Annotated in this window: 25 protein-coding genes and 1 pseudogene; 19 read left to right on the top strand and 7 right to left on the bottom strand. The window is 55.2% G+C overall.

The annotated features are described in order from the left end of the window. Positions 1-53 precede the first annotated feature (53 nt). The 8 genes from H627_RS20890 (at position 54) to H627_RS0105565 (ending at position 4181) form a co-directional block, all read left to right on the top strand. On the top strand, positions 54-191 hold the full coding sequence (locus H627_RS20890) for a hypothetical protein (RefSeq protein ID WP_226999145.1): 138 nt from the start codon (positions 54-56) through the stop codon (positions 189-191). A gap of 13 nt (positions 192-204) precedes the next feature. Then, positions 205-567: a hypothetical protein gene (locus H627_RS20885; RefSeq protein ID WP_235808952.1), complete on the top strand. Its 363-nt coding sequence runs from the start codon at positions 205-207 to the stop codon at positions 565-567. Further along, positions 510-806, top strand: a complete 297-nt coding sequence (locus tag H627_RS0105590) for a hypothetical protein (RefSeq protein WP_027828141.1) — start codon at positions 510-512, stop codon at positions 804-806. Before H627_RS20885 ends, H627_RS0105590 begins: the two co-directional genes overlap by 58 nt. Positions 807-842: 36 nt before the next feature. Then, positions 843-1259: a methylglyoxal synthase gene (gene mgsA, locus H627_RS0105585; RefSeq protein WP_027828140.1), complete on the top strand. Its 417-nt coding sequence runs from the start codon at positions 843-845 to the stop codon at positions 1257-1259. Further along, positions 1252-2109 carry an aminoglycoside 6-adenylyltransferase gene (locus H627_RS19155; protein ID WP_162143226.1) on the top strand — a complete coding sequence of 286 codons (858 nt, stop codon included), beginning with the start codon at positions 1252-1254 and terminating at the stop codon, positions 2107-2109. Before mgsA ends, H627_RS19155 begins: the two co-directional genes overlap by 8 nt. Before the next feature lie 107 nt (positions 2110-2216). Next, complete coding sequence (locus tag H627_RS0105575) at positions 2217-2951, top strand: L-ribulose-5-phosphate 4-epimerase (protein WP_027828138.1); 735 nt, start codon at positions 2217-2219, stop codon at positions 2949-2951. 113 nt (positions 2952-3064) lie between these two features. Then, on the top strand, positions 3065-3721 hold the full coding sequence (locus H627_RS0105570; RefSeq protein WP_027828137.1) for an SDR family NAD(P)-dependent oxidoreductase: 657 nt from the start codon (positions 3065-3067) through the stop codon (positions 3719-3721). A gap of 109 nt (positions 3722-3830) precedes the next feature. Next, positions 3831-4181 carry a hypothetical protein gene (locus H627_RS0105565; protein ID WP_027828136.1) on the top strand — a complete coding sequence of 117 codons (351 nt, stop codon included), beginning with the start codon at positions 3831-3833 and terminating at the stop codon, positions 4179-4181. A gap of 70 nt (positions 4182-4251) precedes the next feature. Here H627_RS0105565 and H627_RS0105560 read toward each other — a convergent pair whose 3' ends face one another. After that, entirely contained in the window at positions 4252-4725 is a 474-nt protein-coding gene (locus H627_RS0105560) for an S-ribosylhomocysteine lyase (protein WP_027828135.1), read from the bottom strand. A 49-nt stretch (positions 4726-4774) separates the two neighbouring features. Continuing rightward, entirely contained in the window at positions 4775-7348 is a 2574-nt protein-coding gene (locus H627_RS17170; protein ID WP_051225208.1) for a family 78 glycoside hydrolase catalytic domain, read from the bottom strand. Positions 7349-7478: 130 nt separating this feature from the next. Here H627_RS17170 and H627_RS0105550 point away from each other — a divergent pair, with 130 nt between their 5' ends. Together H627_RS0105550 and H627_RS0105545 are read left to right on the top strand one after the other, a co-directional pair. Beyond that, positions 7479-8018 (top strand): hypothetical protein, encoded by a 540-nt coding sequence (locus tag H627_RS0105550; protein ID WP_027828134.1) that lies wholly within the window; start codon positions 7479-7481, stop codon positions 8016-8018. 59 nt (positions 8019-8077) lie between these two features. Continuing rightward, positions 8078-8725 carry a nitroreductase family protein gene (locus H627_RS0105545; protein ID WP_201782791.1) on the top strand — a complete coding sequence of 216 codons (648 nt, stop codon included), beginning with the start codon at positions 8078-8080 and terminating at the stop codon, positions 8723-8725. Positions 8726-8783: 58 nt separating this feature from the next. Here the strand turns inward: H627_RS0105545 and H627_RS0105540 are convergent, their stop codons facing one another. After that, positions 8784-9689, bottom strand: a complete 906-nt coding sequence (locus tag H627_RS0105540; protein ID WP_162143225.1) for an Rgg/GadR/MutR family transcriptional regulator — start codon at positions 9687-9689, stop codon at positions 8784-8786. A 232-nt stretch (positions 9690-9921) separates the two neighbouring features. Between H627_RS0105540 and H627_RS0105535 the strand changes: the two genes are divergently transcribed. Then, complete coding sequence (locus H627_RS0105535) at positions 9922-11538, top strand: ATP-binding cassette domain-containing protein (protein WP_051225206.1); 1617 nt, start codon at positions 9922-9924, stop codon at positions 11536-11538. A 176-nt stretch (positions 11539-11714) separates the two neighbouring features. Here H627_RS0105535 and H627_RS0105530 read toward each other — a convergent pair whose 3' ends face one another. Both H627_RS0105530 and H627_RS17165 read right to left on the bottom strand, forming a co-directional pair. Beyond that, positions 11715-12578, bottom strand: a complete 864-nt coding sequence (locus tag H627_RS0105530) for an SAM hydrolase/SAM-dependent halogenase family protein (protein ID WP_027828130.1) — start codon at positions 12576-12578, stop codon at positions 11715-11717. Between the two features lie 416 nt (positions 12579-12994). Further along, positions 12995-13863: pseudogene (locus tag H627_RS17165) on the bottom strand (aldo/keto reductase). Between the two features lie 150 nt (positions 13864-14013). Here H627_RS17165 and H627_RS0105520 point away from each other — a divergent pair. The 3 genes from H627_RS0105520 (at position 14014) to H627_RS0105510 (ending at position 18360) form a co-directional block, all read left to right on the top strand. Beyond that, on the top strand, positions 14014-15477 hold the full coding sequence (locus tag H627_RS0105520; RefSeq protein ID WP_150393111.1) for a glycoside hydrolase family 1 protein: 1464 nt from the start codon (positions 14014-14016) through the stop codon (positions 15475-15477). A gap of 141 nt (positions 15478-15618) precedes the next feature. Further along, complete coding sequence (sstT, locus tag H627_RS0105515) at positions 15619-16872, top strand: serine/threonine transporter SstT (RefSeq protein WP_027828128.1); 1254 nt, start codon at positions 15619-15621, stop codon at positions 16870-16872. A 93-nt stretch (positions 16873-16965) separates the two neighbouring features. Beyond that, positions 16966-18360, top strand: a complete 1395-nt coding sequence (locus tag H627_RS0105510; protein WP_027828127.1) for a hemolysin family protein — start codon at positions 16966-16968, stop codon at positions 18358-18360. Positions 18361-18393: 33 nt separating this feature from the next. Here the strand turns inward: H627_RS0105510 and H627_RS0105505 are convergent, their stop codons facing one another. Next, positions 18394-18984, bottom strand: a complete 591-nt coding sequence (locus tag H627_RS0105505) for a lysoplasmalogenase family protein (protein ID WP_027828126.1) — start codon at positions 18982-18984, stop codon at positions 18394-18396. Positions 18985-19118: 134 nt separating this feature from the next. Between H627_RS0105505 and H627_RS17160 the strand changes: the two genes are divergently transcribed. After that, entirely contained in the window at positions 19119-21779 is a 2661-nt protein-coding gene (locus H627_RS17160; RefSeq protein ID WP_051225205.1) for a glycoside hydrolase family 65 protein, read from the top strand. A 144-nt stretch (positions 21780-21923) separates the two neighbouring features. Next, positions 21924-22442, top strand: a complete 519-nt coding sequence (locus H627_RS0105495; protein WP_027828125.1) for a hypothetical protein — start codon at positions 21924-21926, stop codon at positions 22440-22442. A gap of 182 nt (positions 22443-22624) precedes the next feature. Here the strand turns inward: H627_RS0105495 and H627_RS17155 are convergent, their stop codons facing one another. Then, the gene (locus H627_RS17155; RefSeq protein WP_162143224.1) at positions 22625-23455 is read right to left on the bottom strand and encodes an HAD-IIB family hydrolase; all 831 of its coding nucleotides are present in this window, start codon (positions 23453-23455) and stop codon (positions 22625-22627) included. 158 nt (positions 23456-23613) lie between these two features. Between H627_RS17155 and H627_RS0105485 the strand changes: the two genes are divergently transcribed. From H627_RS0105485 to H627_RS17150, 3 genes are read left to right on the top strand one after another with little or no spacing between them, the layout of a single operon-like run. Next, positions 23614-24348 (top strand): UTRA domain-containing protein, encoded by a 735-nt coding sequence (locus tag H627_RS0105485; RefSeq protein ID WP_027828124.1) that lies wholly within the window; start codon positions 23614-23616, stop codon positions 24346-24348. Between the two features lie 53 nt (positions 24349-24401). Beyond that, on the top strand, positions 24402-24896 hold the full coding sequence (locus H627_RS20880) for a PTS sugar transporter subunit IIA (protein WP_027828123.1): 495 nt from the start codon (positions 24402-24404) through the stop codon (positions 24894-24896). A gap of 54 nt (positions 24897-24950) precedes the next feature. Then, positions 24951-26477, top strand: a complete 1527-nt coding sequence (locus H627_RS17150) for a PTS transporter subunit EIIC (protein WP_082231024.1) — start codon at positions 24951-24953, stop codon at positions 26475-26477. Positions 26478-26532 lie beyond the last annotated feature (55 nt).

The following is a 26532-nucleotide window of genomic DNA, read 5'->3' as shown; positions in this document are numbered from 1 at the left end:
CTTTTGTTAGGATAGTGATGATGACGCTATCATTGAGCAGAAAGGACGATTCGATGACCACCACTCTTACGATCACCGGCCGGGACATTCACACCGACCAGGGCGACGCCAATACCTTCAAGGGCTTTGGCTACCTGAACTGCAATAATTCTTCCCGCTTGCTGTTGGATTTACAAATGGCAGCAGCCTGAGGCCTATCAGGCGGTGTTACATACTCTCTTCGGCGGGCCGCATCCGCTGATGCGGATGCTGAAAGTAGAACTGGGTGCCGATGCCAACACATCCTCGGGCACGGAACCCAGTCCCAAGCGCAGCGCTGCGGGCGGCGGTCCGGCGGTGGGGTATCACTATCGCACTAGTGATGGTGATAATCGCCCCTTTACTCAGCTGGCGGATACTTACCACCATGAAGTCTGGTACAGCGAAGGGGTCGGGCCGATATTAGCGACCCCGCTGCCGACAGCGGCACTTCAGATGAGCAGGAGCTGGCAACGCCCATTCCCAATAGTGTGTTTTATCAGACCCGGGTCGGCATCGTCGGCATCGTCGCCCCTACCAAGGATCTGACGGTGACCCTAGCGACGCCGGAACCCAACACCAACATTGATTTTCCTAAGACCCGGATCCCCATGCAGACCGGCGTTTTGACCCCGAGGACGCATACCCTGGTGACCCTGTTTCTGGGTGACCGGGAGTTAGAAAGTCTGGTCCACGGCCATATCCAGGTGCCGGCAGTGCAGCTGACCGGCAACCAGTTAACGATTGCTGACCACCCGATTACCCTCACCGAATGGCCGACGGTATGATATGCTGACGGTGTTAAGAAGAAGGGAGCGTTTCATTTGAAAATTGCTTTGATTGCCCACGATGCCAAGAAGCCGGAAATTGTCCGGATCGCCACGGCCTATCAAGAAATTCTGCGCCAGCACGAGCTGTATGCCACCGGCCATACCGGCCAAGTGATCAGCGACGCCACTGGTTTAAAAATTCACCGGTTTAATTCCGGCCCGCTGGGCGGCGACCAGCAAGTTGGCGCCTTGATTTCGGAAAACCAAATGGATCTGATTATCTTTCTGCGCGACCCGCTGACCGCCCAGCCCCATGAGCCGGATGTGAATGCCCTACTGCGGCTCTCCGATGTCTACGACGTGCCCATTGCCACCAATGCCGGCACGGCGGAAGTACTGTTGCGCGGCTTAGCCGCCGGCTTCCTGGATTTCCGGACGATCGTGCACGGGGATGAAGAAAAACATGAGTGAGACACCAGGAGAAATGCTGGCCCAGGTACTGGCGCTGGTGGAACGGGATACCAACGTTCAAGCCGTGGGGGTAGAAGGATCGCTGAATGACCCAGGGAAAAAGGGCGATGCCTGGCAGGACTTGGATGTCACCCTGTTTGTGACTGACGCGGCGCCGAAATATGCGGCCCCTTATTTGGCGCTGTTCGGTACTCCGACGATCGTCCGGCATTTTCACGAAAAGGATCTGTGGGGTCAGGGCGGCGTTTATTGGGAAACTTTTCTCACCCGCTATCCCGGCAGTCAGCGGATGGATCTGAAGCTGGCGCCGGCGGCGGTGATTGACGATTACTTAGCGGCGGAAAGCTTGAATGCAATCGTCTGGCGGCGGGGTATCGGGCCTGTGCCCCCGCGGCCGACGGATGCCAGCAGCTTTTATTTGGCGGCGCCCACTCAGGCTGAGTTTGCTGATCACTGCGCCGAACTGCTCTGGATCGCCGGCAATGTGGTGAAGGGTCTGGCCCGGCACAATTTGATTTACGCGGCCGGTCAATTCAATGATTATTTGCGTCCGGAGTTATTTCGGTTATTGTCATGGCAGGTGACTCTGGAACGCAGCGGTCAATTCGACCCTGGCGTAAGCCATAAGGGACTGTGGGCGGCGCTGCCCACTGCCGTCCGGGATCGGGTCATGGCCACGTATGACCTGCATAACACCCTGGCGATCACCGCGGCCCTGCGCCAGACACTGGCCCTGTACACCGAAACAACGACTGCTATTACCCGATTGGGCGGGCTGCCACCGCTCATTGAATTAGCCCCGGCCCTGGCGCAAATTCACCAGTGGCTGGACCAGCCGCTGGCTGATTAGTCCGGATAAATATCGATAATGTGATATTGATACGGACAAACTGTTGAATTGGGCCGGTCCATTTCGTACAATGGGCTTGTAAGATTATACAAGGGAGAGATTTGCGGATGTTAGACAAGTTAAAAACCGAAGTTTACGACGCCAATATGCGCCTGCCCAAACTGGGCTTGGTCACCTTTACCTGGGGCAACGTATCCGGGATCGACCGGGACAAGGGCCTCTTCGTCATCAAGCCGTCCGGCGTTGATTACGGCGATCTGAAGCCCAGCGACATGGTGGTCGTGGACTTGAACGGCAAAGTCGTCGAAGGCAACATGAATCCGTCCAGTGATACCCCGACCCATACCGTGCTGTACAATGCCTTCCCGAAGATCGGCGGCATCGTCCACACCCATAGTGAAATGGCCGTGGCCTTTGCCAGTGCCCGCCTGGATATTCCGGCGGTCAACACGACCCACGCCGATACCTTCTACAACGATATTCCCGTCACCGAACCGCTGACGAAGGAAGAGATCGAGAGTGCCTACGAAGAAAATACCGGCAAGGTGATCGTCAAGACTTTCGCTGACCGCGGCTTGGATTACGACGCGACGCCCGGCTGCTTAGTCGGTCAGCACGGTCCCTTCACCTGGGGCGCGACGCCGGACAAGGCGGTTTACAACGCCAAGGTCCTGGAAGTTTGTGCCAATATTGCCTACCATGCGACGATGCTGACGCACAAGGACATCCATGTGCCCCAGTATTTGCTGGACAAGCACTACTACCGCAAGCATGGGGCCAATGCGTATTATGGTCAGAATAATCCGGACTCGAAGAACCACGCGGCCCGGGAAGATAAGTAAGCGTGCTAAAAAGCCGATGCGGAATGCATCGGTTTTTTTATTGAGCATTTTTGACCGCGACGGCCAGCAATCGTGCTATGCTAACCGCCATCAAGAAAGAGGAGTGGGTACAAATGGCAAATAAAATTGCATTGATCGTCGGTCCAGGACACGCCGGTTTAGGCCAGGCCATGGCGGAACAGTTGGGGGCGCAGGGGTATACGATTGCGCTTATGGGGCGGCAGGCGGAGCCATTGGCGGCGCTGGCCAAAATCTTGGCCGGTGAGGGTGTCACGGCTTTTCCTGTGGCAGCCGATGCGGCGAATCCGACCAGCGTAACCAAGGCTTTGGCAACGATCAGTGCCCAGGGCAGCTTGCAGCTGGTGCACTACAATGCCACCCAGCGGACGACGAACAAGCCCAGTCAATTGACGGCTGCTTTGGTCACGGAGAGCCTGGCCAGCAACCTGCTGGGGGCCATCACCGTGACCAATCTCAGCTTGCCGTATGTGGAAAAGACCGGTAACGGCGTGTTTCTGTATACCGGCAGTGTGGTTGCGGCCAAGCCGGGTCCGACCAATGTGGAGCAGGCCATCGGCAAAGCCGGGCTGCGGGATTACGTTGTCGCCTTGAATAAGGAACTGCATGCCCGGGGCGTCTTTGCCGGCATGGTGACGATCAATACGTATATTCGGCAAGGCAAGGCCGGGCATATGGACCCGACAGTGATCGCCCGGGCGTTCATTGAATTGGCGACGCAGAAGAATGCGGCGGAAGTGCAGTATCATTAGGGTCAATCAGAAAACTGGCTAGCGAATGGGAGCTGCATTTCTCAGAAGCCTAAAGCGTTGCAATAAAGCTGGGCCATGATGAGATTGGTACAGAAGGGAGTGCCTGACCATGCAAAAGGCAAAGGTATTCGGCTTTTACGTGGCGGTTATTACCACGCTTTGTTTGCTGGTGCTCCATCTCGTCAATGTGTCACCGTTTGCCGATCCGACCAGTGAAATGCTCTTGCTGTTAGGATTAACTTGTGCACCAGCCCTCTTTGCTGCCGGTAAGACATACGCTGAGCGCTGGTCCCGCCATTTTTTGCTGCCGTTATTCAGTATCATCATTATTGGTTTAGTCCTGTTGCTGATCTACACCCGTAAGAGCATTATCCAATCTGGACAAGTTGTGAATATGGTGCTGCCTTTACTGTTTCTGATCACAGGCGCTTTCCTCAGTGGTCTGATTGCTGAAAAATAGCCAAGATACAAAATGCCCGTTCCGGACCGAAACCTGGAATGGCATTTTTATGTGGCACTGGAGTCATGTTTTAGATAACGTGTCTCTCAAACGGATCATCAGAGATCCCTTCAGTAAGAATTTTCTTCGCCCATTCCTTAGCCGAGAACAGACTATGATCCTTATAATTGCCGCAGCTTTCAATGGTCGTACCAGGTACGTCCGCCCATTGAATGTCATCGGCAATCGCCGCCAGGCTGGACTTCAGCGCCTGGGCCACTTCGGTGGTGGAATGTGCACCCCAAGTGATCAGGTGGAAGCCGGTGCGGCAGCCGAATGGTGAGCAATCGATCACGCCGCTGAGCCGGTCGCGCAGCAAGGAGGCCAGCAGGTGCTCAATTGTGTGCAGGCCGGCGGTACCGATGGCGTCAGCGTTGGGCTGCACCAGACGCAGGTCATAGTTAGAAATGAGATCGCCCTTGGGCCCGGTTTCTTCGGTGATCAAGCGGACATAGGGGGCTTTGACGGCGGTGTGGTCCAACGTGAAGCTTTCGACTTTAGCCATGATAAAAAAACTCCTTCAATTGTGGGTTGTGTTCAGAATAGGTGCTGACCTAATCCCCGTCAAGGGGCACCGGCCGCAGATAGCTGACGGTGTGGGTCCCGCTGTCGACGGCGATGGGGCCCTTTGGCGTGCGGACGACGGCTTCGGCATTCATCGGCACGGTCAGTGCCAGTACGGCGGTGCGGCCCTCTTCGTGATAGTTTAGCCGGATCAAGCCTTGACTGGACGGCGTGGTGAGCTGGAACGTGGTGCCCGGCGTGACCTGCACCCGGACGCTGAAGCGGTAGCCGCCGGCTTGCAGGGGCATAATGCCCGCCAGGCCCTGGACGATCGTCAGCCCTGGCGACGCGCCCCAGGGGTGGGACAGCGTCAGGTTCGGTTTGTTCTGGTTGCTCCAAGCTTCGGGGGTCACGGTTGCCCGCAACGTGTGCAGGATCGCGGCGAAGGTCTTTTGGTCGGCCCGGTCATCCGGATTTGTCAGCAGGTTTTCCGCCAGTGCCCCATACCCGTGGTCGATCAAGCCCCGCAGAATGAAGTAAATGAAGTAAATACTGCCAAAGAATTCGCCGTTGTTGTACACGGTCTTGGCCATCTGGGCGGTCATCGCCGGACTATCGGTCACGTCGTAAGCCAGGGCATACGCGGTGGCGTGTTTGGCGTGGTGGGCAGTAACGGTACCGTCGGCTTGCAGGCTATCGTAGAAGGCCCCAGCGGCGGGATCCCAGAGACGGTCGATCAGAGTTTTCTTCACCAACAGCGCCCGATTCTCGTAGTGGGCCATATCCGTCTGCTCACCCAGCACCGTGGCGATCTTGGCCATGATCCGGTAGGCGCCGGCGTAAATGGCGTTGAAGGCGGTATTGTATGTACCGACCACATAGCCGTCCCGTTCCCGTTCGGGCCAATCGATCAGGCCGGTGCCCCGGACCAGATGCATCGCCGGGTCGTAATTGTCGGTGTTGTTCGGCCCGCGGTGCAGCTTGGCCTTTAAGACCGCGTAGCGCTTCGTCAGCAAGGCGGTATCACCGGTGTACAGATAATCCCACCATACCATTTCCACGTTGAACAGCTTGTAATCCTCCGGCCAGGTGGGGTGGTCCAGCAGATAGTCAATGGAATAGCGGGCCAGGGCGTCATTGCGGGATACGGTGTAGCTGGTCAGGCTGTTGACCAGCAAATCGCCCTCATACGCCCGGCGTTCCCGGGCCTGGGAATCGACGAAAAGATCCTGATTGGTGATGGCGATCGTGTCCCGGGACAGCTTGTAGGCGGCATTGAGCAGCGGGACGTTGCTGTGAAAGCGGCCGTCGTCAGCGGGGAAGGGCTGGGCGATCTGCCAGCCGGCGATGTCCGCGGGCGTCAGCGTACCTTGGAAGCCGCGCAGTTCAACATACCGAAAGTTCTTCATCTGGGCGGTGAGAAAGTGGTTCTTCCCGCTGACCAGATGCCACTGGCTGATATAGTCCGGCCCGGCAGCGAGGTGGTGGCGGACGTGGCCGTCAGCGGTGAGCTGTTCCCCTTGCCAGACCACGACCCGCTGGGCGGCGGGACTGGTCAGCTTGACCGCCAGGCCGCCGATGATTTCCCGGCCCAAGTCAATCAGCCAGTTGCCGGGGGTGATTTCAGCAACCTTGGTATGGTTCTTGATCAGTTGCCGTTCACTGTTTTCCGCGGCGTAGGGCATGATCCGTTCGTCGTCCTGAACCGTACTGGGCCGGGTCACCACGGCCGCCGGCCAGTTGGCGGCCGTGCCGTGCCACCAGTGGCGGGGGTAATGGGCCATGTCAATATTTTCGGCAGGCATGGCAAAATAACCAGTACGCAGCCGGGTGCCATCGTCGCCAAAGGCGGTGGTCCCGTCCAGGCCGGTCCACTCCGGGCCGGTCTGGGCCAGCGTCACGATACTGCCGGCGACGGTATAACCGATGACGGCGAGGTGCACGCTGGGCTGGGGATCCGCCGCGGTGGCCAGCAGGGCCAGCTGATTGTGTTTGACCAGCGCAGCGGTAACGTCGTATGTATTGTAGTGATAGGCACGGGCGCCGCTGCCGTCGATGTTTTCCTGAGGCCGGGCCGGCCCCACTCCCACAGCGTGGCCGTTAAGAAAGAGATCGACGTTTTGGCTGAGCAGACTGTCCGCGCCGCGGCTGGCGAGGCGGATGACGACCTTGGTATAACCGGCCGGATCCAGATCAATCATGGGACTTTGTAAGAAGGCAAAGGCCTGAGTCGCCGGCAGGGTGTCACCGCCAGCCTGGGCCGGCGCGGCCCAAATACCGGGTACGGACCAATGGGGCAGGGCAGTAATGAAATACGCCGGGGTGCTCCAGGAACTCTTTTCTTTCTGGCTGTTCTTGATTCGTACCTGCCACGAATATAATTGGCCGGGCTGCAGCAGCGGTGCCAAGTCCGGCCAGGGCACACCGGCGTTGCGGTGGCCGCGCTGCCAAGCAGTGACGGCGAGTGGTTTGGGTTGACCATTAGCGGCTACCCGCAGCTGATAGGCCGTCTGCCGGTCGTTATCGCGATCGCTGGCGAGCCACCAGCTGAAGCGGGCGTCATCAGTGACATCACTGGGAAAAGATTGTAAATTGACGCGTAAATTTGTTATTTGAATGGCCATGACGAAAACCTCCTGGGTTGTTCACTGTCGATTATACCGAAAATGCGGCCTAATATGTTAGCTGGCACTGGTGTGAAAAAGATGAGAAGTGTATGATAGATAAAAGTCTTACAGAAAGAAGGTTCACAGGATGGGAAAAATAGTGAAGGGGCTATTCGGCGTATTGGTGGCCGCAATCGTATTGCCATTAGTGGGAATCGTGCTCGCTGCGGTCTTCCTCACGGTGTTAGGCGGGGCGGGCTTAGTTCTGTTATTTGCGCTGGCGGTCGTGGTGCTGGTGCTGATTTGCTTGCCGTTGATTATTCTCGCCGTGGTCTGGGCGCTGAGCCGGCGCACCTATGACGACGTGACGGTGACGATTCATGATGATCAGGGCCGCGCTCGGTATCGGATCCATCTGCCGGTGGTCATCAAGGATTGGCTGCACCGTATTTGGCAGCAGTACCGGGCCAATAAACGGGCCGGCCGCGGCGATGCCCTGAATACGGCGGTGGAAACAGTGCTGATGAACGAACTGAAACCGCAAGTGGCGGCGGCGGTAGCCGCCCAGTATTCCGCCGCGGACGGCGAACGGGTGACCCAGGTCACGGACATGCGGCAGTTTGACTTGGACATCAACGACGGCCGCCGCCACGTCCATGCGGGCCGAAACGTCGACAGTCAGAGCTAATCGGGTTATGATGGGTATGCAGCTTGAATGCGATTACACAAAGAAAAGAGTAGAGCATGATGACTGAATTACCTGTAATGCCCTTAACCAAGAACGATTTTGCCCAGAATGTCTTTGGCCGCCGCTCCATTCGCAAGTTTGACAGCGACTTTAAGATCACGCGGGCTGAGATGCAAGAAATTTTGACCCAGGCCGGGCGGGCGCCGTCCTCCATGAATTTACAGCCGTGGCGGTTCGTGGTCGTGGACAGCACCGCAGGAAAGACCAAATTACACGATCTCGTGATGACGAATACGCCGCAAAATGACACCGCCAGTGCGATGATCATTGTGTTCGGCGTAGACCATCCCGAACGCGATGACGCCAAGATTTATGACGCAGCCGTGGCTGCAGGGACCATGACCTCCGCCACCCGGGATGAAGAAGTGGCCGAAATTGACGCGTACTACCACACCATGGGCGATCTGGCCCGGGAGAAAACCATCAGTTTGGATGCTGGGCTGGTGACGATGCAACTGGCCCTCGTGGCCCGGGCCCACGGCTATGACACCTGCATCATCGGCGGCTTCAACAGGGCGGGGGTCAAACAGGCCTTTGCCCCGAACGAGGAGTTGCACCCAGAAATCATTGTGGCCATTGGTCAAGCCGCCGAGAACGGTTATGAAAGTGTCCGGCTGCCGGTGGCGGATACGACGACGTTTGCGTAATTGAAAGACAGCAAGATGCCCTGATCGGTTCAAAAACCGATCAGGGCATCTTTTGCGTTCAATCCTGGTCAAACATGTCCGGCGAGTAGTCGATACGCTGGCGGGTCAGCTGATACCACTGGTGGCTGAGGGCTTGGGCATACTCATCTTCACCAAGATGGTGCAGTGTCTGAAAGACCCACTGCAGTTCCGACCGGCCCCGGGCCTCCTCGCCGGAAACAAACCAATAGGCCGACTTCAGCGCGTAAAACGCGATTGACGAAGTTAGTGAAGCCTGAATACCGGAATTTTTAGCCAGCAGGCCCAGCATTTCAGTCACCTCTTGAAAATGCCGATCCCGAATCATCAACGCCAAAATATTCAACAGAATTTCCGTGGCCTGTTCCCGGTTGCCGGCGATGGCCTGAAATTTACTGGCCTGGGTGATCAGCGTCTGGGCGATCTGCCGACGGGTGGCATCGGCCAGGTAAATGAGCATGTAACTGATCACTTGCAGGTGGTAGCTGCGCCATTCTTCTGCGCGAAAGAGATAATCGGCAACATAGTCGATTTGATCCTGGGGCAGTTTCTGCCCGTTCAGGATCGTGTACTTGATCGCCCGGGCGGCAATGGCGTTGACCCGGTCAGTGGGCAGCCGGGTCTGGTTGAAGCGAATTTCGGCCTGACTGATCAGCTTGTCGACGGCCGCGATGTTTTGGCGATTATTCGCCACGGCCTCCCGGAGCTGGGCAAAGAACGCTTCACTCGTGGTCCGGGTATAGCGCAGCGCACGATATTGGAACTCACTAACAGTGATGTTCATCCGTTGCAGCAGCGCCCAGAGCTTTTCAGCAGAAATGGCCGACTGGCCGCGCTCAAATTTTGACAGAAATGATTTGCCCACGATATCCCCCGCTGCTTGGCTGAGGCTTAGATTTTGTTCTAACCGAAATGCTTTGAATGTTGCGCCAAACGATAAAGCCACGGTCATGCCCTCCTTGATTTGAATTGAGTCAATTATAGAGCATTGAGCTATGCCGTGTCATATCTGAAACACTTCACGCTAATTTATATTGATAATCACCGTACTACCAGCACAGTCAGCAGTTTGTTTATTTTTCTTCGTGTCATTTAGTACACAGCCCTTGGCCGCCTGGTCCCCCTTGGTACACTCGCTGTATCAGTTAACCAACTTGTACCAAGGAAGAAATGGGGTCTTGATATTGAAACAGTATCTGAATGGGCGCTGGGTCGCCTTGAGCATTTTTCTGGCATTGCTCGCTGGGTTTTCCATTCCGTTCAACACGTGGTCGTATTCCGAGTTTTTTGCCTTAATGGGCCGCCGCCAGCCGAACCGGGTCTGGCCGGAAATTTTCGCCATCGCCGGGATCGTGATCCTGTTTGCCCTGATCGAGTACGCTTATCAGCGGGCGCTCAACCGGAACGTGGCAATTTTCAACCAAAAAGTCCGGGAGCACCTATTGACGGCGGACTTCATCCAGACCAACCAGGCCGGGGTGGCTGATCGGCTGTCTTATCTGACCAATGATTTGACGATGGTGGAAAACAACTACTTGCGCCAGATTTTCAACATTATTCGGTCAGTCGTCACGGTTGTGGTCACGCTGGCCTTTGCCCTGCGCAGTAATTTCGGCCTGACCCTGATCTTTATTGCCTTTGCCAGCATCACGCCGTTCACGCCGAAACTGCTGGCGAAAAAGACGGCGCATCGGGCTCAGCAGTGGAGCGCCCGGGTGGGGCGATATATGACGTTTATGGCGGATGTGCTCAAAAATGCGGACACTGTGCTGCATTATTCGGCCTTAGGCTTCTTTCTGGCAAAAGGCCGGTCCATCATCGGCCAATCAGTTACTGCCCAGCGGCGGCGGGACAATACCGTGGCCGCCAGTAATTTAGTGGCTACCGTCGTTGCCTATGTCTGCATGTACCTGCCCATTGGCTTTGGCGTCATGATGGTCGTCCGCGGCCAATTGACGATCGCCGCCTTTGTCGCGGTCCAGTATGCCAGCAATTGGATCGTCAATACCTTCCTCGGCATCGCCCAATCCCGCAACCAGATGAATGCCACCCGGCCGATGCTGGCCAAGCTGGCGGCGTTCAAAGCCCTGCCGGTCAACCTGTTACGGCTTGATCAGCCCACGGATCGGTTGGGCCAGTTCACGGCGCTGAACCTGGCGGCGGTGACGTTCGCCTACGCTGATGACGCCGCCCAGCCCATTTTGCAAACGATCAACTTAAGGGTGCATCAAGGTGAGAAAGTCCTGTTGACAGGGCCTTCGGGTGCCGGGAAATCGACACTGATCAGCCTCTTGACCGGAATGCGGCAGCCAACGAGCGGCACGGTGCAATTTCAGACCGCCGCGGGTAAAGCGTTTGCCCCAGACCCGACGATGTTTGCCACGGTTTTGCAGGAATCGAATATTTTTAATGACACCCTGCGCTTCAATTTGACCTTGGGCCGCCACTTTTCGTCCGCCGCCATCCAGGCGGCTTTGCAGAAAGCCGGTTTGGCCGCCTATGCTGCCGATCACGGTTTGGATAATCTGATTGCAGAAAGCGGTAATAACCTGTCCGGCGGCGAACGCAAACGGATCGAACTGGCCCGGGCATTTCTCTACAATCGCCGCTTCCTGGTCGTAGACGAAGGCACTGCCTCGCTGGACCCGGCCACCGCTGCCGCTATTCAGCAGATCCTCTTGACCGCGCCCATGACGGTGGTCGAAATCGACCACCACATCGCACCAGACCTCAGCCGGCGCTTCGACGCGCATTATGCGCTGAACGCTGGGCAATTGACGCGGGTGACGGCCTAGGTTAAAAACACGCGACCCCGCTATTGAAGTGTGAAGTGCCCCATATTGGGATCACGTGTTTTAGCGAAACGGATTATAGAACCGGCCTCCCATTGCCATACCGCGGGAGGCCAGCTCCTGCGGTGCCGATCCCAATGGCAACGACGAGGCGGACACTTATCCCATTTTCTATGTGATTAATCTGAAATAATGGCGGGGGCAGCGGGTGCTTTAGCGAAGGTGATGTGCCAATTGACCCCGGTACCGATGCGGTACACGTCGGAGAAAGAATCCTGATTGATGGCCACGCCGATATTGATCAGGGAATTGACATAGACCAGCGGCTCACCAACACGGACGGTGGCGAAGGTGCGGGTGAAGGGCATTTGGTTCTGATAGCGCAAGTGATCGTGGTGATAAATCGACACCAATACCCGGTCGCCGGTGTGAATGTTCAATTCATGGAAGGCATGGAGCGAAATGTTCGTCCACAGCGAGCCGAAGCGGATGTCCAGGATGTCGATGGTGCCAGAAATCTCGCCGGGCTGCTGGGTGACTTTCCCCAAGGGGAGCCGGACGACGTCGCCCACCGGCAGGGTCGTGCCCAGATCGGCAAAACTGATTTTTTTACTGGCTAACTTGGCGCCGTTGTAAGCATAGATATCCCGGCCATGGAACGTGTGGCTGGCCTGGCTGCCAGGGAGAGCATTTTTTACTTCGTCAATCTGCCGCACGCCCTTCAGACCAATATATGTCGCGACATGGGTCAGGGTGCCATTGTCCGGGGTAATGATGTAGTGGCCGTCATTGGTCTCGGCGGCGATACTGCGCCGATCGCTGCCCACACCGGGGTCCACGACGGAGACGAAGACGGTGCCGGCCGGCCAGTATTTCACGGTTTGGTACAAACGGTAAGAGGCTGCGAAAATATCATAGGGCGGAATTTCGTGGGTCAAATTGTAAATACCCAAGTGCGGATCGACCTGGAACGCGACGCCGTACATGGCGGCCACGGCCCCATCCACCAGGCCAAAATCTGTTTGCAAGACTAACTTTGCCATGAATGATCACTCCTTTGCTTTCACCATGGTCAAAAAGGGCGCCCTGCCTAAAAAAATTAGACAGGACGCCCTTTTTGGCGCGGTACCACCTGATTTGCTTCAGTCGAAGCCTCTCAATCGCTGGTTAAGGCCCAGCGGGGGCCGTGCGGTTGGTCAGAGTCATTCGCCAAGGCTTGCGGCGCGGTTTTCAGCGTCCCCGCAACTCTCTGGACGCAAGGGGACTTGGTTACTGGTTCTGACCCGCACATGTAATTGAGGAAAGTGTATCGAAGAAGACTACGAATGTCAATTAGGTGGACGGTATTTTTGTTCGGGTATTTTCAGAAAACAAGGTTGGAGATAAAGAATCCTCTTTGCCTGCCGTGCCAATTTTGCCGCAGCTTGCGGAGCACTTGGCACGGCAGTCGAGGCCCGTATTACTTGCTCAAATGACTCAATGCCTCAAAGTCCGCATCACTCAACTGCACATTTGCCGCGGCGATATTGTCCGCCAAATGGTCCAAGGAACTGGTGCCGGGAATGGGCAGAATGTTCGGGGAACGCTTCAGGAGCCAGGCCAATGCGATTGGGCTGGCGAGACATTGTATTTCTGGGCAATGCTTTCCAGCGGGCTGTCGCTGCCGGTGAGTTTGCCAGTGTTCAACGGGAACCAGGGGACAAAGGCCATGTGCTGATCTTCGGCGTAGTCGACAAGCGGATCATCATGGTGGTCGGCCACGTTGTACATGTTCTCGATGGCGTCGATATGGGCGTACTTTTGGGCTTCCTTGACTTGATCCAAAGTAACTTGGGACAATCCAATGTGCCGAATTTTGCCCTCGTCCTTCATTTTCTGCAATTCACCGACTTGTTCGGCAATTGAATAGTGGGAATTTACGCGGTGCAGGAAGAGCAGATCTTCGTGATCGATGCCCAAAGTCATCAGAGACACTTCGACTTGCTGCCGCAGGTAGTGGGGTGCGCCCAGCGGGACCCAGAGACCGGGGCCTTGCCGGGTTTGGCCGACTTTGTCTGAAATGAAGAGCTGGTCGCGATTGGCCGCGCCTTTCAAGCCGGCGGCCAGATACCGATCGGCGTACCACGGACCATAGGAATCAGCGGTGTCGAAGAAATTGACGCCCAAGTCAATGGCCCGGTGAATCACGGCAATAGCGCGGTCCGGGTCTGCGTACGGACCCCAGACCCCCTTGCCTGTGAGCTGCATGGTGCCAAAGCCGAGGCGGTTGACGGTGAACTGATCACTAAACTTGAATTGCCCAGCGTTCTTTGCATTAATGTCTGCCACAGATACCACTTCTTTCTGTATGTACTTACTATCTATAAGTAGTCTAACGCACTGGAACATATTTTGGAAGTTGTGACAGAACTGTTGCGGAAGCGTTACCTTTTTCGGTTACAATGGTAGGGTAAGCGATTTAAGAAAGGACGGATTATTTTGGCACAGTTTCCAGAAGGTTTCTTATGGGGCGGCGCGACCGCCGCGAATCAGTATGAAGGGGCATGGAACGTGGACGGCAAAGGGCCGAGCACCGCGGACATGCTGACGGGCGGCGACGTGGATCACCCGCGTCACTTTACGAAAACGATTGAACCGGATACTTACTATCCTTCCCACACGGGCAGCGATTTCTACCATCATTGGGAGGAAGACCTGGAGTACTTGCACCGGATGGGCTTCAAGACGTACCGGTTGTCCATTGCCTGGACCCGGATCTTCCCCAATGGGGATGACGCCCAACCGAATCAGAAGGGCCTGGACTTTTACCGCCAGGTGTTCAAACGCTGTCAGGAATACGGCATTGAGCCGCTGGTGACGTTGTCCCACTACGAGGCGCCCTACCATCTGACCGAAGCTTATGGCGGCTGGCAGGATCGGCGGGTGATCGATTTCTTCGTGAACTATGCCCAGACTGTGTTCCGGGAATATAAAGGCTTGGTTCATTATTGGCTGACGTTCAATGAAATCAATATGCTGCAATCCCCGTTCGGGGCATACATGGCCGGGGCGCTGCCGCTGGCTGATGGTGCGCCGCTGACCGCGCCGGTGGGCGTACGCGCCGGCGGCGATCAGTTGCAGGCCCAGTATCAGGCGCTGCACAACCAGTTCGTGGCCAGTGCGAAGGCAGTCCAAATCGGTCATGCCGTGGATCCGGATAACATGATCGGCTGCATGATTGCAGCCGGCGTCGACTATCCGCTGACTTCGAAGCCGGAGGATACCTTCAAGGCTGACATGAGCAATAACATGCGCAACTACTTCTGCGGGGATGTCCAAGTCCGGGGCGAATATCCGGCCTTTGCTAAACGCTTCTTCGATGACAACGACATCCATTTGGATATTACGGATGAAGACCGTCAGGCGATTGCTATGGGTACGGTGGACTTCTACAGTTTCAGCTACTATTCTTCCGGCGTGCAAACGACGACGAATGAGGGCGAGCAGACCGAAAGCAACCAGACGAAGACCAACAAGAATCCTTATCTTAAGTACAACGACTGGGGCTGGGCGATGGATCCGCTGGGCCTGCGCATCACGCTGAACCGGATTTACGGCCGGTACGATATTCCGCTGATGGTAGTCGAAAACGGCTTGGGTGCCTTCGATAAGGTGGAAGCTGACGGCAGTATTAATGATGACTACCGTATCGCCTATCTCCAAGGCCACATCCAGGCCATGGGCGAAGCCATTGCCGACGGCGTTGATTTGATCGGCTACACCACTTGGGGCTGCATTGATTTGGCCTCAGCCGGTACCGGTCAAATGGACAAGCGCTACGGGTTTGTTTACGTGAACCGTAACGACAAGCAGGAGGGCGACTATAGCCGTTCACCGAAGAAGAGCTTCTATTGGTATAAGAAAGTGATCGCCAGCAACGGCACTGACTTAAGCAACGACTAATTAAGATCACCAAAAGGGCACCCCGCGCGGGTGCCCTTTTAGTATGCCGATTATCCTGAGAAGAAATATGCTTTCGACTATCGCGTTACGCAGAAATACGTTAGAATGTGAGGATATACAAATTTTGGAGGAGGGCGCATCATGTTCAAACGGTATCGTTCGATTTCTCTCATTATTCGCATTCTTATTGGGATCGTCATTGGCACGACCTTGGCGCTCATCGTGCCACAGTGGTCGTTTATCAGCATTTTGGGCGACCTGTTTGTGGGGGCACTGAAGGCCATCGCTCCGCTCATGGTCTTTTTTATTATCATGTCGGCACTGGCCCAATATGAGACGGGCAGTAAGAATCACTTCAGCACTGTCATTGTCTTGTACATGGCGGCTACGTTCATCGCAGCCTTGACCGCCGTGGCCGTGTCCTACATATTCCCAGTATCGATTGTTTTCCCTAAGGGGACGCACGTGACTAACGCGATTCCCAAAGGACTAGGACCGATCATTCAAAACTTATTGACCAACGCCGTTAGTAATCCTTTGAAGGCGATCACGGATGCCAATTATCTCGCCATTCTTTTCTGGTCCTTGTTGTTCGGCGTGACGATCCGCAAGACTGGGCCTACGATTCGCCACAGTGTGCAGGAAATTGCTAATACGATTTCTTCCGTCGCGCAATTCATCATTGAATTTGCCCCGTTTGGGATCGTCGGCTTGGTCTTCAACGCCGTTTCCCAAACCGGATTGGCTGGGGTGGTCCGTTACGGCCAATTGGTGGTTCTGCTGGTCGGTACGATGGCCTTCGTTTATTTAGTGGTTTATGCCGGGATGGCCTGGATCATGACTGGGCAGAATCCCTATCCGCTGATTTTTTGGACCCTGAAGGTCAGCGGCATTCCAGCTTTCTTCACCCGTTCGTCAGCGGTGAATATTCCGATTAACATGCAAGCCAGTGCCGATCTCGGTCTGGATGAAAGTTCTTATGGCGTATCCATTCCCCTGGGCGGCTCGGCCAACAGCGGCGGGGCGGCTGTCACCATTACGGTCATGACGCTGGCGGCAACCCACACGCTGGGTATTTCGGTATCCTTCCCGTTGGCTTTTATTCTCTGCCTGCTGACGGCGATCTCAGCCACGGGGGCGTCTGGGATCGCCGGGGGATCCCTGCTGCTGATCCCGATGGCCGCCAGTCTGTTCGGCATCAGCAACGATATTGCCATCCAAGTCGTGGGGGTCGGCTTCATTATCGGTGTGATCCAAGATGCCGTGGAAACGGCTGTCAATTCGGCTAGTGATCTGCTGTTTACGGCTGTGGCCGAATACCATGACGAGAAGAAAGCCGGCCGGCCGGTGGATATTGCCGCGGCCGTCAAGGCGGCCAATGCCCGGCGCCACTAACCCCGGTACAAAATGGGCGGCCAGCCTTTAATGAAGGGGTTTCTGTGCTAGAATTAAGGCAGTATAGGTAGTTGATTATTGGAGGAATGACTTGTGGCCAGTGGCCAGTTAGCTCAGAATTTACTCATCATTTTGGTGACGTTCATTGCGGCGTTCTTCTTCGTTGCCGCGGAGTTCGCGTTGGTCCAGACCCGGCCCAGTCAGCTGGAAGACGCGATCAAAAAAGGACAGGGCAACGTCAAGAAATTGAAGCGCGGCCTGCATATGGTTCAGAATTTAAACGAATACTTATCGACCACGCAAGTGGGGACCTCGGTTACCGGCATCCTGTTAGGCTGGATCGGGGAAGGTACCTTGGAAGCAATTTTGATCACCTTCTTCGGTTGGACCCACCTCACCAATGGGCATACCACCCAAATTCTGGGGGCGATCGTTGGGGTGCTGGTGCTGACGTACCTGGAAGTTGTCTTGACCGAAATTGTTCCGAAAAACATCAGTATTGATATGCCTCTGAAGATGCTCATGCGCCTGGTAACGCCGCTGCACATCTTCCATACGATTGCTTATCCGTTTGTGTGGTTGCTGAACACGTCGGCCATCGGCATTGTGAAACTGATGGGGATGGCGCCGGCGGATGAGGAAAATCAGGTCTTTTCGCAATCGGAAATTCTTCGGTTGTCCCAGTCGGCGGTACTCAGCGGGCAAATGGATCAAAACGATGTGTTGTACATGCGCCGAGCGTTCGAGCTGAACGACAAGGTCGCCAAGGACATCATGGTTGATCGGACCAGTCTGACGGTCATTGATGTCACCAGCACGGTCAAGGAAGCATTGCGGGCGTATTTAGAAGAGGGCTATTCCCGCTTTCCGGTGGTGGCCGACAATGATAAGGATAAGATCCTCGGCTATATTTACATTTACGACATTATTCGTCAGGATCAGGTGGACGGTGATTTGCCGCTGTCTCGGATTTTGCGGTCAATCATCAGTGTGCCGGAATCCATGCCGATCCATGACATTTTAATGCAAATGATTCAGAAGCAGACCCCCATCGTGGTTGTTGTCGACGAATACGGCGGCACCAGCGGAATTGTCACGGACAAAGATATTTATGAGGAACTGTTCGGTACCGTGAAGGATGAAATCGACGATGTGTCGGACGAATACATCATCAAGCAAGCCGATGGTACTTACCGGGTCAGCGGGAAGACGACGCTGTATGATTTTGAACGGTACTTCCGAACCGATGTGCCGGAATTCAAGAGTTCCGATGTGATCACGGTGGCCGGTTATATCATCGACCATCATCCAAATTTGGAATTGAACCAGCGAATTACGATCGATCACTTCACCTTCACGGTCGCTGATATTGAACACGGCTTCGTGAACTGGTTTACCGTGACGCCGGGGAAGAAACCGGACGCGGAGTCTGAGGCGGCGACGGAGCATCCTGAGGCGGCGCCGGAGGATAAAAAGGATAATCAATAAGTTTTTAAGGCGGTCACTGGCGAGCGGCCGCTTTTAGTTTGCACTCAAAGTGAGCAGGGTTAATGCCGGCCAGTAAAACAGCCACGACCGGGCTGGGTCAATCCGACCGGTCTGGCCTAGGGCGACAATGATATCGCAGGCTGTGAATGCGGTAATGCCGGCACGGGCGAGCCAAGTAGCGCGGCTTGTCGGCAACCGGCGGCGCCACGTACCGGCGGCATCCAGCAGCAGCATGGCCGCGTAAAAAATAGCTGCGGGCAGCAGCCAGCCCAAAGCGCCAGTAATCAAAGCGGCGCTGGCCAGTGTTGTCGGTCCGGGCAGCGCCGTGTTGAAGCGCCGCAGATAGCACCAGTGCACCCAGGCAAACAGGCCTACCGCCAGCGGCACCCACTGACTGGCCGGCGCAAAAAGCAGTACCGCGTCGGTGATCAGGGACAGCACTAAGCCAGCAGTCAGCCAGCGCTGGTCCGGCCGGTGCTGATGGGCCCACAACCAGCCGCTCAGCCCGGCGGCGAGCACGACACAGGCATAGCGGGTCAGGTTGGCAGCCGGGCCGCCGAATGAAAAGTAACCGAATAATGCCGTCATGACGATCAGCCAAATCTTGATCTGCTTACTGCCCATTACCGTCCCGCCGCCTTTCTCCCTTGCATTATACCGCGCCGGCCAGTTGCGGCGCTGGGGGGCATGCCTTAAGATTGAGCTGGATACGTTTGTCTATGCGTCACTAAGAATGTAATTGGGAAAGGTGTTTTTCTATGGCAACTATTTCGTTAACAGTCCAGCCTAACGCGCTGCTGCTGCAAAGTACCCGTGGTGAAAAGAGCGTGCCCTTCAGCGGCGATCAGGAACTGACGGCCATTGGCCAGCGATTGAACCAAGAGCTGACTGATATGGGCGCTACGGAATTGAAATTGGCGACCCCCAGTGCGTCGCGCTTCAGTGCCACAGTGGTGGACCTCGCCGGTCGGCGGGTCGATCTGGCCACGCTGGTCACGGACCGGACGAATATTCCGGTGTACGGTAAAGAGAATGGGGTGACCAGCGCAGCGGAGGCCGTTGACCTGGCCAGCCGCCATCTGACTTATTATGGGGTCTACGGCGGTAAAAAGAATTACGGCCAAGAGGCCCTGCTGACCTTGGGCAACGGCTTCTTCGGCCTGCGCGGGGCTTACTTAAGCGTTGACGCCAGCGACGATAATTACCCTGGTTTCTATGCGGCGGGGCTGTTCAATCAGCTGACTACGCCAGTGGCGGGGCACGATGTCGTCAATGAAGACTTGGTCAATCTGCCCAACGCCCAATTTCTGCAAGTCAGCGTGGACGGCACGCCGATCGATCCGCAGCACGCTAAAATCGTTGATGCCTATCGGGACTTGGATATGCAAAACGGCCGCTTGACCTTGGCAACGGTGATTGCCTTAGCGCCGGATAAGCACGTGGTCGTGCGGGCAGAAAAAGTCGTCGACATGAAGGAATGGCACCACTACGCTGTACGCATGACCATCACGCCGTTGGATTTCGGCGGGACGATCACGGTAACCAGCAAACTGGACGGCAGTGTTGAGAACAGCAACGTAGAACGCTACCGGGCCTTCAATTCCCGGCACTTCGACGTGCAAAAATTGGCGGCCCAGGGCGCCACAGCAACCCTGCGGGCGGAGACCAAGAATTCTCACGTGGCGTTCGTTATTGCGACTAAGCTCGCCGGCGCCGAGGACTGGGCCGGCACGGCCCAGGACGATGTCGTTGAACAAACGGCAGCCAAAGAGTTGGCCAGCGGCCAATCCTGGACAGTGACGAAGGATGTCGTGCTGTTCACCAGTCTGGAAAGTGCCGATTTGGATGCCCAAGCAGCGGCTTTGCTGCCGGTGGTTTCCTACGATACGGCCCGGGACAACGCCGCCACGGTCTGGCGCAAGATTTGGCAGACGTCTGACATCGAGATTGAAGGGGATGTGACCAGTCAGAAACTGGCCCGCTTAAACATTTTCCACGCTTACGTCTCCGCTTCGCCCATTGCCAATCCGCATCTGGATGCCTCCGTTGGCGCCCGCGGCCTGCACGGCGAAGCTTACCGGGGCCACGTGTTCTGGGATGAGTTATTCAATATTCCGTTTTATACCCAGCATTATCCGGACTTGGCTAAGAGTCTGTTGAAATACCGCTACCGGCGTTTGCCGGCGGCCCGCCAGTACGCGGCCAGCGAGGGCCATGAAGGGGCCATGTTCCCTTGGCAGTCGGCAATGTACGGCGATGAACAGTCTCAGTTCGTGCACTTGAACCCAATTACCAACCAGTGGGATCCGGACAATTCCCGCCGTCAGCGCCATGTCTCGCTGGCTGTGGCCTACAACGTTTGGTACTACTACCACAACACCCAGGACGTGGTCTTCATGAAGGACTACGGGCTGGAGATGCTGCTGTCCATTGCCAAGTTCTGGCTGAGTATGGCCCAGTATAATGAAAAGACCGGCCGATACGATATTGCCGGTGTCATGGGACCCGACGAATTCCATGAGGGGTATCCCGGTGAAGACAAGGGCGTGACCAATAATACGTACACGAATATTATGGTTGTTTGGCTGTTTGCCCAGTTGCAGAAATTCCAAGATATTCTGCCAGCCGATCTATGGGCCAATAGTGCGAAAAAGGCCGAGTTTGCCGATAGTGACTGGCAGCAGCTGAACAAAGTCGAAACAAAACTGGCGCTGGAAATTTCCCCGGAGGGCATCATTTCCCAATATCAGGGCTACTTCAAACTGGCCACGATCGACTTAGACGCATATCGTCAGAAATATGGCAATATCTCCCGGATGGACCGGATTCTGAAAGCCGAGGGCAAGTCGCCGGATGCGTATCAAGTGGCGAAACAAGCCGATGCCTTAATGGCCTTTTGGAACCTGACGCCCGCCACAGTGGTCAACGTCTTCAGCGATCTGGGTTACGACTTGCCGCCGGACTTCATGGCGAAGAACTTGAAGTTCTGGCTCGCTCGGACGACCCATGGCTCGACGTTGTCTCGGGTGGTTTACAGTGAATTGGCGGCCCAGGATCATAATGCAGCCTTGTCTTGGCAATTATTCTCAGAGGCCCTGTCCTCGGATTACTACGACATCCAGGGCGGTACGACGGCCGAAGGAATCCATCTCGGTGTGATGGGGGCCACGGAAACGATTATTCAGCGGGACTACGCCGGGGTCGATGACCGCGGCGATGTTCTGACGATTACGCCGCATTTGCCGGCCCACTGGCAGTCGCTCCACTTCAAGCGGCTGTACAAGGGTGCTCAGCTAGACTTCGTCATTACCCCTGAGGCGGTGACAGTTACCGCCGACCGGGCACTAACGATCCAAGTTCAGGGTCAGCCGGTCCAGGTGCCTGCGACAGAAGCAACGACGGTGAAGTTAACGAAGTAATTAGGCAATAAAAAGCGCCGCGACGGTGTTCTGCTTTGACAGAACGGGTTGCGGCGTTTTTGTTGTCTTTTAGATTGGTCCATGGGAAAATAAGGATATGCTAGTAATGATTTCGTGTTGATCAGAAAGGACGGGTGACTGGCCATGAAACGCTTAGGCATTGACGGTGCGGCCACGATTCGGCGGGTAGCGCTGGGGGTCAGCAGTCGAATGGTTTTCGTCGTTTTTATGTTGGGGACGGCACTGCTGACTTATAGCGACGACAGTGTGGCAGAGATGGACCGGCTGGTCAGCTATCTGGTATACGGGGCGGCGGTGATCGGTGTCGCGGCGGCGATGCTTGCGTTGTGGGCGCACCGCACCCTGCAAAATTGGTGGCCGCATGCTGATGCAGAGGAGCAGGCCGCGTTGCAGGCGACGCGCTGGTCGGCTAAAAAGTGGCGCACGTATGTGATTTTATACGGACTCGGCGTGCCAATCTTCGCGGGACTGGGCGGCTGGTTCTGGTGGCAAGCGTTTTGGCTTAAAAAGACGCTCCAAACAGCGCGAGCAAAACAAACAGCGGCCTACATGCTCGCGGTCTTGTTTAGCACAGCGGCTTATTGCGCCGTCATTGCGATCAATGCTTACGTGATGCGGCGGCGGCGACTGCACGGCGATTAGTAGGAAGGGACTGGGACAAAACTCCGATTTCAAACGTACCGAGTGCCAATGCGTAGCAACCGGAGGCAAAATGGGCTCAAAGCGCCGTCACCACGTTCCAGCCCAATTTTGCCGGAGGTTGCGGAGCATTGGCACGGCGTGTCAGACGGGGCTTTGTCCCAGTCCCTCAATAACGGAACCGCCTAGTCAATCGTCGTTTGATACGTCTCTTCCAAATACCGCTGAATATAACGCAGCACCGCATCCTGGTTATTGGTCTCTTCTAAAACCACATTCGCCGCGCTTTTCACCGGGGCAATGGCATTTTGCACCGCCACGCCGCACCCGGCATGGCGCAGCATTTCTAAATCGTTGCCGTTGTCGCCAAAGGCCATCACGTCCACCGGCATCAGCTGGCGGGCTTCTTCCAGTTTCATCAGGCCAGTGGCTTTACTGATGTGCTTAGCAATGACGTCGATCCCGCCCCGGCCGGAACTGGTCCCCCGCACGCCGGGAAAGGCATGGTTGATCCGGTCGAGCTGCTGATTGATATCCTGACCGCGCCAAGACAGGGCTATTTTATAGATTGGTGTATTCGCCGCCACGGCGCGCAGATTCGGCGGAACGACCAGACTGTCGTAATAGAATTTTGCCATCGCCACGTCTTCGGGGGCAACCCGGTTCATGTAGGCGTGGTCCCGCCCGGACAGAATGATTTGCGCCCCGGCAAAAATGGGATCGCTGGTCAGGGCCGCCAGTAACTGATCGATCGTGGCCTTGGGCAGCAGACTTTCGTAAATGATCTGGCCCCGGGCCACGACTACCGCACCATTTTCGGCGACATAATCAATTTTGTCATGAAGATCGGCGAACGTGGTTTGCAGGTGCTGATACTGGTTGCCGCTGGCGGCGGCAAAGAACATATCCCGCGGGGTCATGAACGCAATCAGTCGGCGGAGCAGAGCCATATCAAAAGTCTTTTTATCCGTGAGCAGAGTACCGTCCATATCGGCGGCAAACAGGCGATAAGTCATCAGTTTTTGCAGCACCTTTCCTTGTGCAGAATTTTCCAGACCCATTATACCAAGTTTCTCAGTGTTTCGTTTGACAGCTTGTCTAGACAAGTGCTAACATAATGGTGTCAAATAAAGTAAGCGTTTTAGACAGCCGTATTCACCAAGTGAGGAAAACCATGAATGATAATAAATACGAACTGATCTATCGCGATTTGGCAAACAAGATTGCCACGGGAATTTTCGCCGTGGGCAATTATCTGCCCAGCGAGAATGATCTGCGGCGGCAATATGCAGTCTCCCGGGAGACAATTCGCAAGGCCTTGCTGGCCCTGCGCAATGAAGGCAAGATTCAAAAGATTCACGGCAAAGGTTCTGTGGTATTGGGCACGCGTCCGGCCCTTACGTCGCCGGAATTGAAAGGGTTTACTGAAATTGCTGCGAGTTTGGATGATCCGACCAATAGTCGGCTGGTCCAAAATGACAGCGTGTACGTAGACCCGGAGCGGTTCTTCGGGCGAGAAGAGACGATCGTGCGCGCCAATGCGCCAGGCGCTCAGCCTGCTGTATTGATTGGCCGCCTGCGGGAGGTGCGGCATCAGCCGGTGTCGCTTGATCGCGATTACGTTTTAACAGATATCGTGCCGACCCTGCCGGACGATCCAGCAGAGACCTCGCTGTACGCCCACGTTGAAGAAACGGTAGCGCCCATCAGTTACGCCGAACGGGAAATCACCATGACCCAGGCCGATTGGGACGACCATCAATTTCTGGAAGTTCAACTCGGTACCAGTGTCGTGGTGATCCGGCAAAAGGTCTACTTAACGGATACCCGTCTGGCCCTTTTGTCTGAATCACGTTTGGATCCGCGCCAGTTTCACTACCGGGAGTTTGTCCGCCGTCATCTGACCTAGTTCCGGTGGGATGTTGTATGATGGAGATGTCAACATAGAAAGGGATGAACAGTATGTTCAAAAAGTTATTTGGCCGTCATAAGGAGGCCGACAATCGGATGTATTCGCCGGTGACTGGTACGGTGATTCCGCTGAAGAATGTATCTGATCCGGTATTTTCCAGCGGCGTAATGGGTGAAGGCTTCGGCGTCACCCCCAGTGACGGCAATATTCTTTCACCGGTCACAGGGACAGTAACGATGGTGGCCAACACCAAGCATGCCCTCGGTTTCACGATGGATAACGGGCTTGAGGTTTTGATCCATATGGGCGTTGATACCGTGGACTTGAAGGGCAAACCTTTCACCATCTCCGTCAAGCCCCAAGACAAGGTCAGCGGCGGACAAGAAATTGCCACCATGGACTTGGACCAGATCAAGGCCGCCGGACTCGACAACGTTATCATTGTGGTGATCACCAACAGTAAAGACAAGCTGGCCAAGCTGGATGTCGAAACGGGCGACCACCGCGCTGGCGATTTTGTCGGCACCACGGAAGTTAAGAGTTAGTCAGTTATTACACAGTATCATTGGTTTCAAAAGTAAAACAAGGGGGATATTGTTATGGCGAATAAAGACTACACAGATTTAGCCACCGACATTATCAAGGACATCGGCGGGAAACAGAACGTCGATAGTCTGATTCACTGTATCACCCGTCTGCGGTTCTATCTGAAGAAGGATCCTTCCGATGAAGAAACCGCCAAGATCAAGGCCTTGGATGGCGTCATTGACGTCCGCAAGGCTCAAGGGCAGTATCAAGTCGTCATTGGCCCAGCGGTCACTGACGTGTATAACGCAGTCATCGCCCAACTGGGTAATGAATACGCGGATCCGGAAGCCACGGCGCAAGCGGTGGCGGAGACTTCCGCTGCGGCGGGAGCGGCCGCAGCGACGAAGCCGGATCGGAATTTGTGGCAAATGATTGTTGATGGGTTCAATAACTTGATCGGTGTCATCACCGGGGCCATGAGCCCAGTCATTGGCGTCATTGCCGCTTCTGGTATTATTAAAGGGTTGATGGCATTCTTCACATTGCCTTGGTTTAACGGATTGTGGAAGATCTTTGGCCTAACTAGTAAGACAGTTGTTACCACGTTGCCCTATACATTGATAGCGGACATGGCCAACGCCGGGTTTTACTTCCTGCCAGTATTAGTTGGTTATTCAGCAGCCCGCCGATTGGGCGGTGACGTGATCACAGCTGCTACGATTGGTGCTTTCTTAACCTTGCCGGACATGGTTGCTTATGGGGCTAAGTTCACGCAAATGTTTGCCATTGGCGGCTGGAAATTCCAACTGGTTAACTACACTTATTCCATCTTCCCGATGATTTTAGCCGCTTACATGGCTAAGAAACTGGAAGATTGGCTGCATAAGGTCTTGCCGAATTACTTACACATGATCTTCATACCATTAGTCACGATTTTGGCTGTCGGTACTGTGACAATTGTTGTCACGGGGCCAATTATTCAGGGTATTGCCAACGGAATCGGTTCTTTTGTTAACTGGTTGGTGAGTGCTTCTGGTGCCATTGGCGGCTTGGTCATTGGCGGTTTCTATCAGATTCTAGTCATCTTTGGCTTGCACTGGGGTGTTGTTCCGCTGGTCACTCAACAGATTACCAACCAAGGTGCTTCACCGTTGAACGCCATTATTTCTTCCACCATGGTTGCCCAAGGGGCGGCAGTACTAACAGTTGCTTTGAAGAGTAAGAAAGCTAACTTGAAGGAAATTGGGTTTGCCGCGACGATTTCCGCATTCTGCGGGGTTACTGAACCCGCCATTTATGGTGTTAACTTGCGTTACCGGAAGGTCTTCATTTCCGGCTTGGTTGGGTCAGCCGTCGGTGGTTTTATTACCGGATTGATGCATGGGAATATGTATGGATTCACCGGTTCACTGATTGGTTTCCCGTCATTTATTAAGGCGAGTGACATGAACAGCTTCTACGCCTTCCTGTTATCCAGTGCCGCCGCGATCATCGTTTCGATGCTCGTTACCTGGTTCTGGGGCTACACCGACGAAGATGTTGCCGGTGCTGGTATGGCTAAGCCGAAGAAGCCTGGTCAGGCGAGTGCTGCAAAGTGATTTGTGAGTATTAAAAAAGTTTCGCACCGTTTGCGCGATGCGATACTTTTTTTGT

The sequence above is a fragment of the Schleiferilactobacillus harbinensis DSM 16991 genome, assembly GCF_000425885.1.
Taxonomy (GTDB): domain Bacteria; phylum Bacillota; class Bacilli; order Lactobacillales; family Lactobacillaceae; genus Schleiferilactobacillus; species Schleiferilactobacillus harbinensis.
This window is presented reverse-complemented; position numbering and strand designations above follow the sequence as displayed.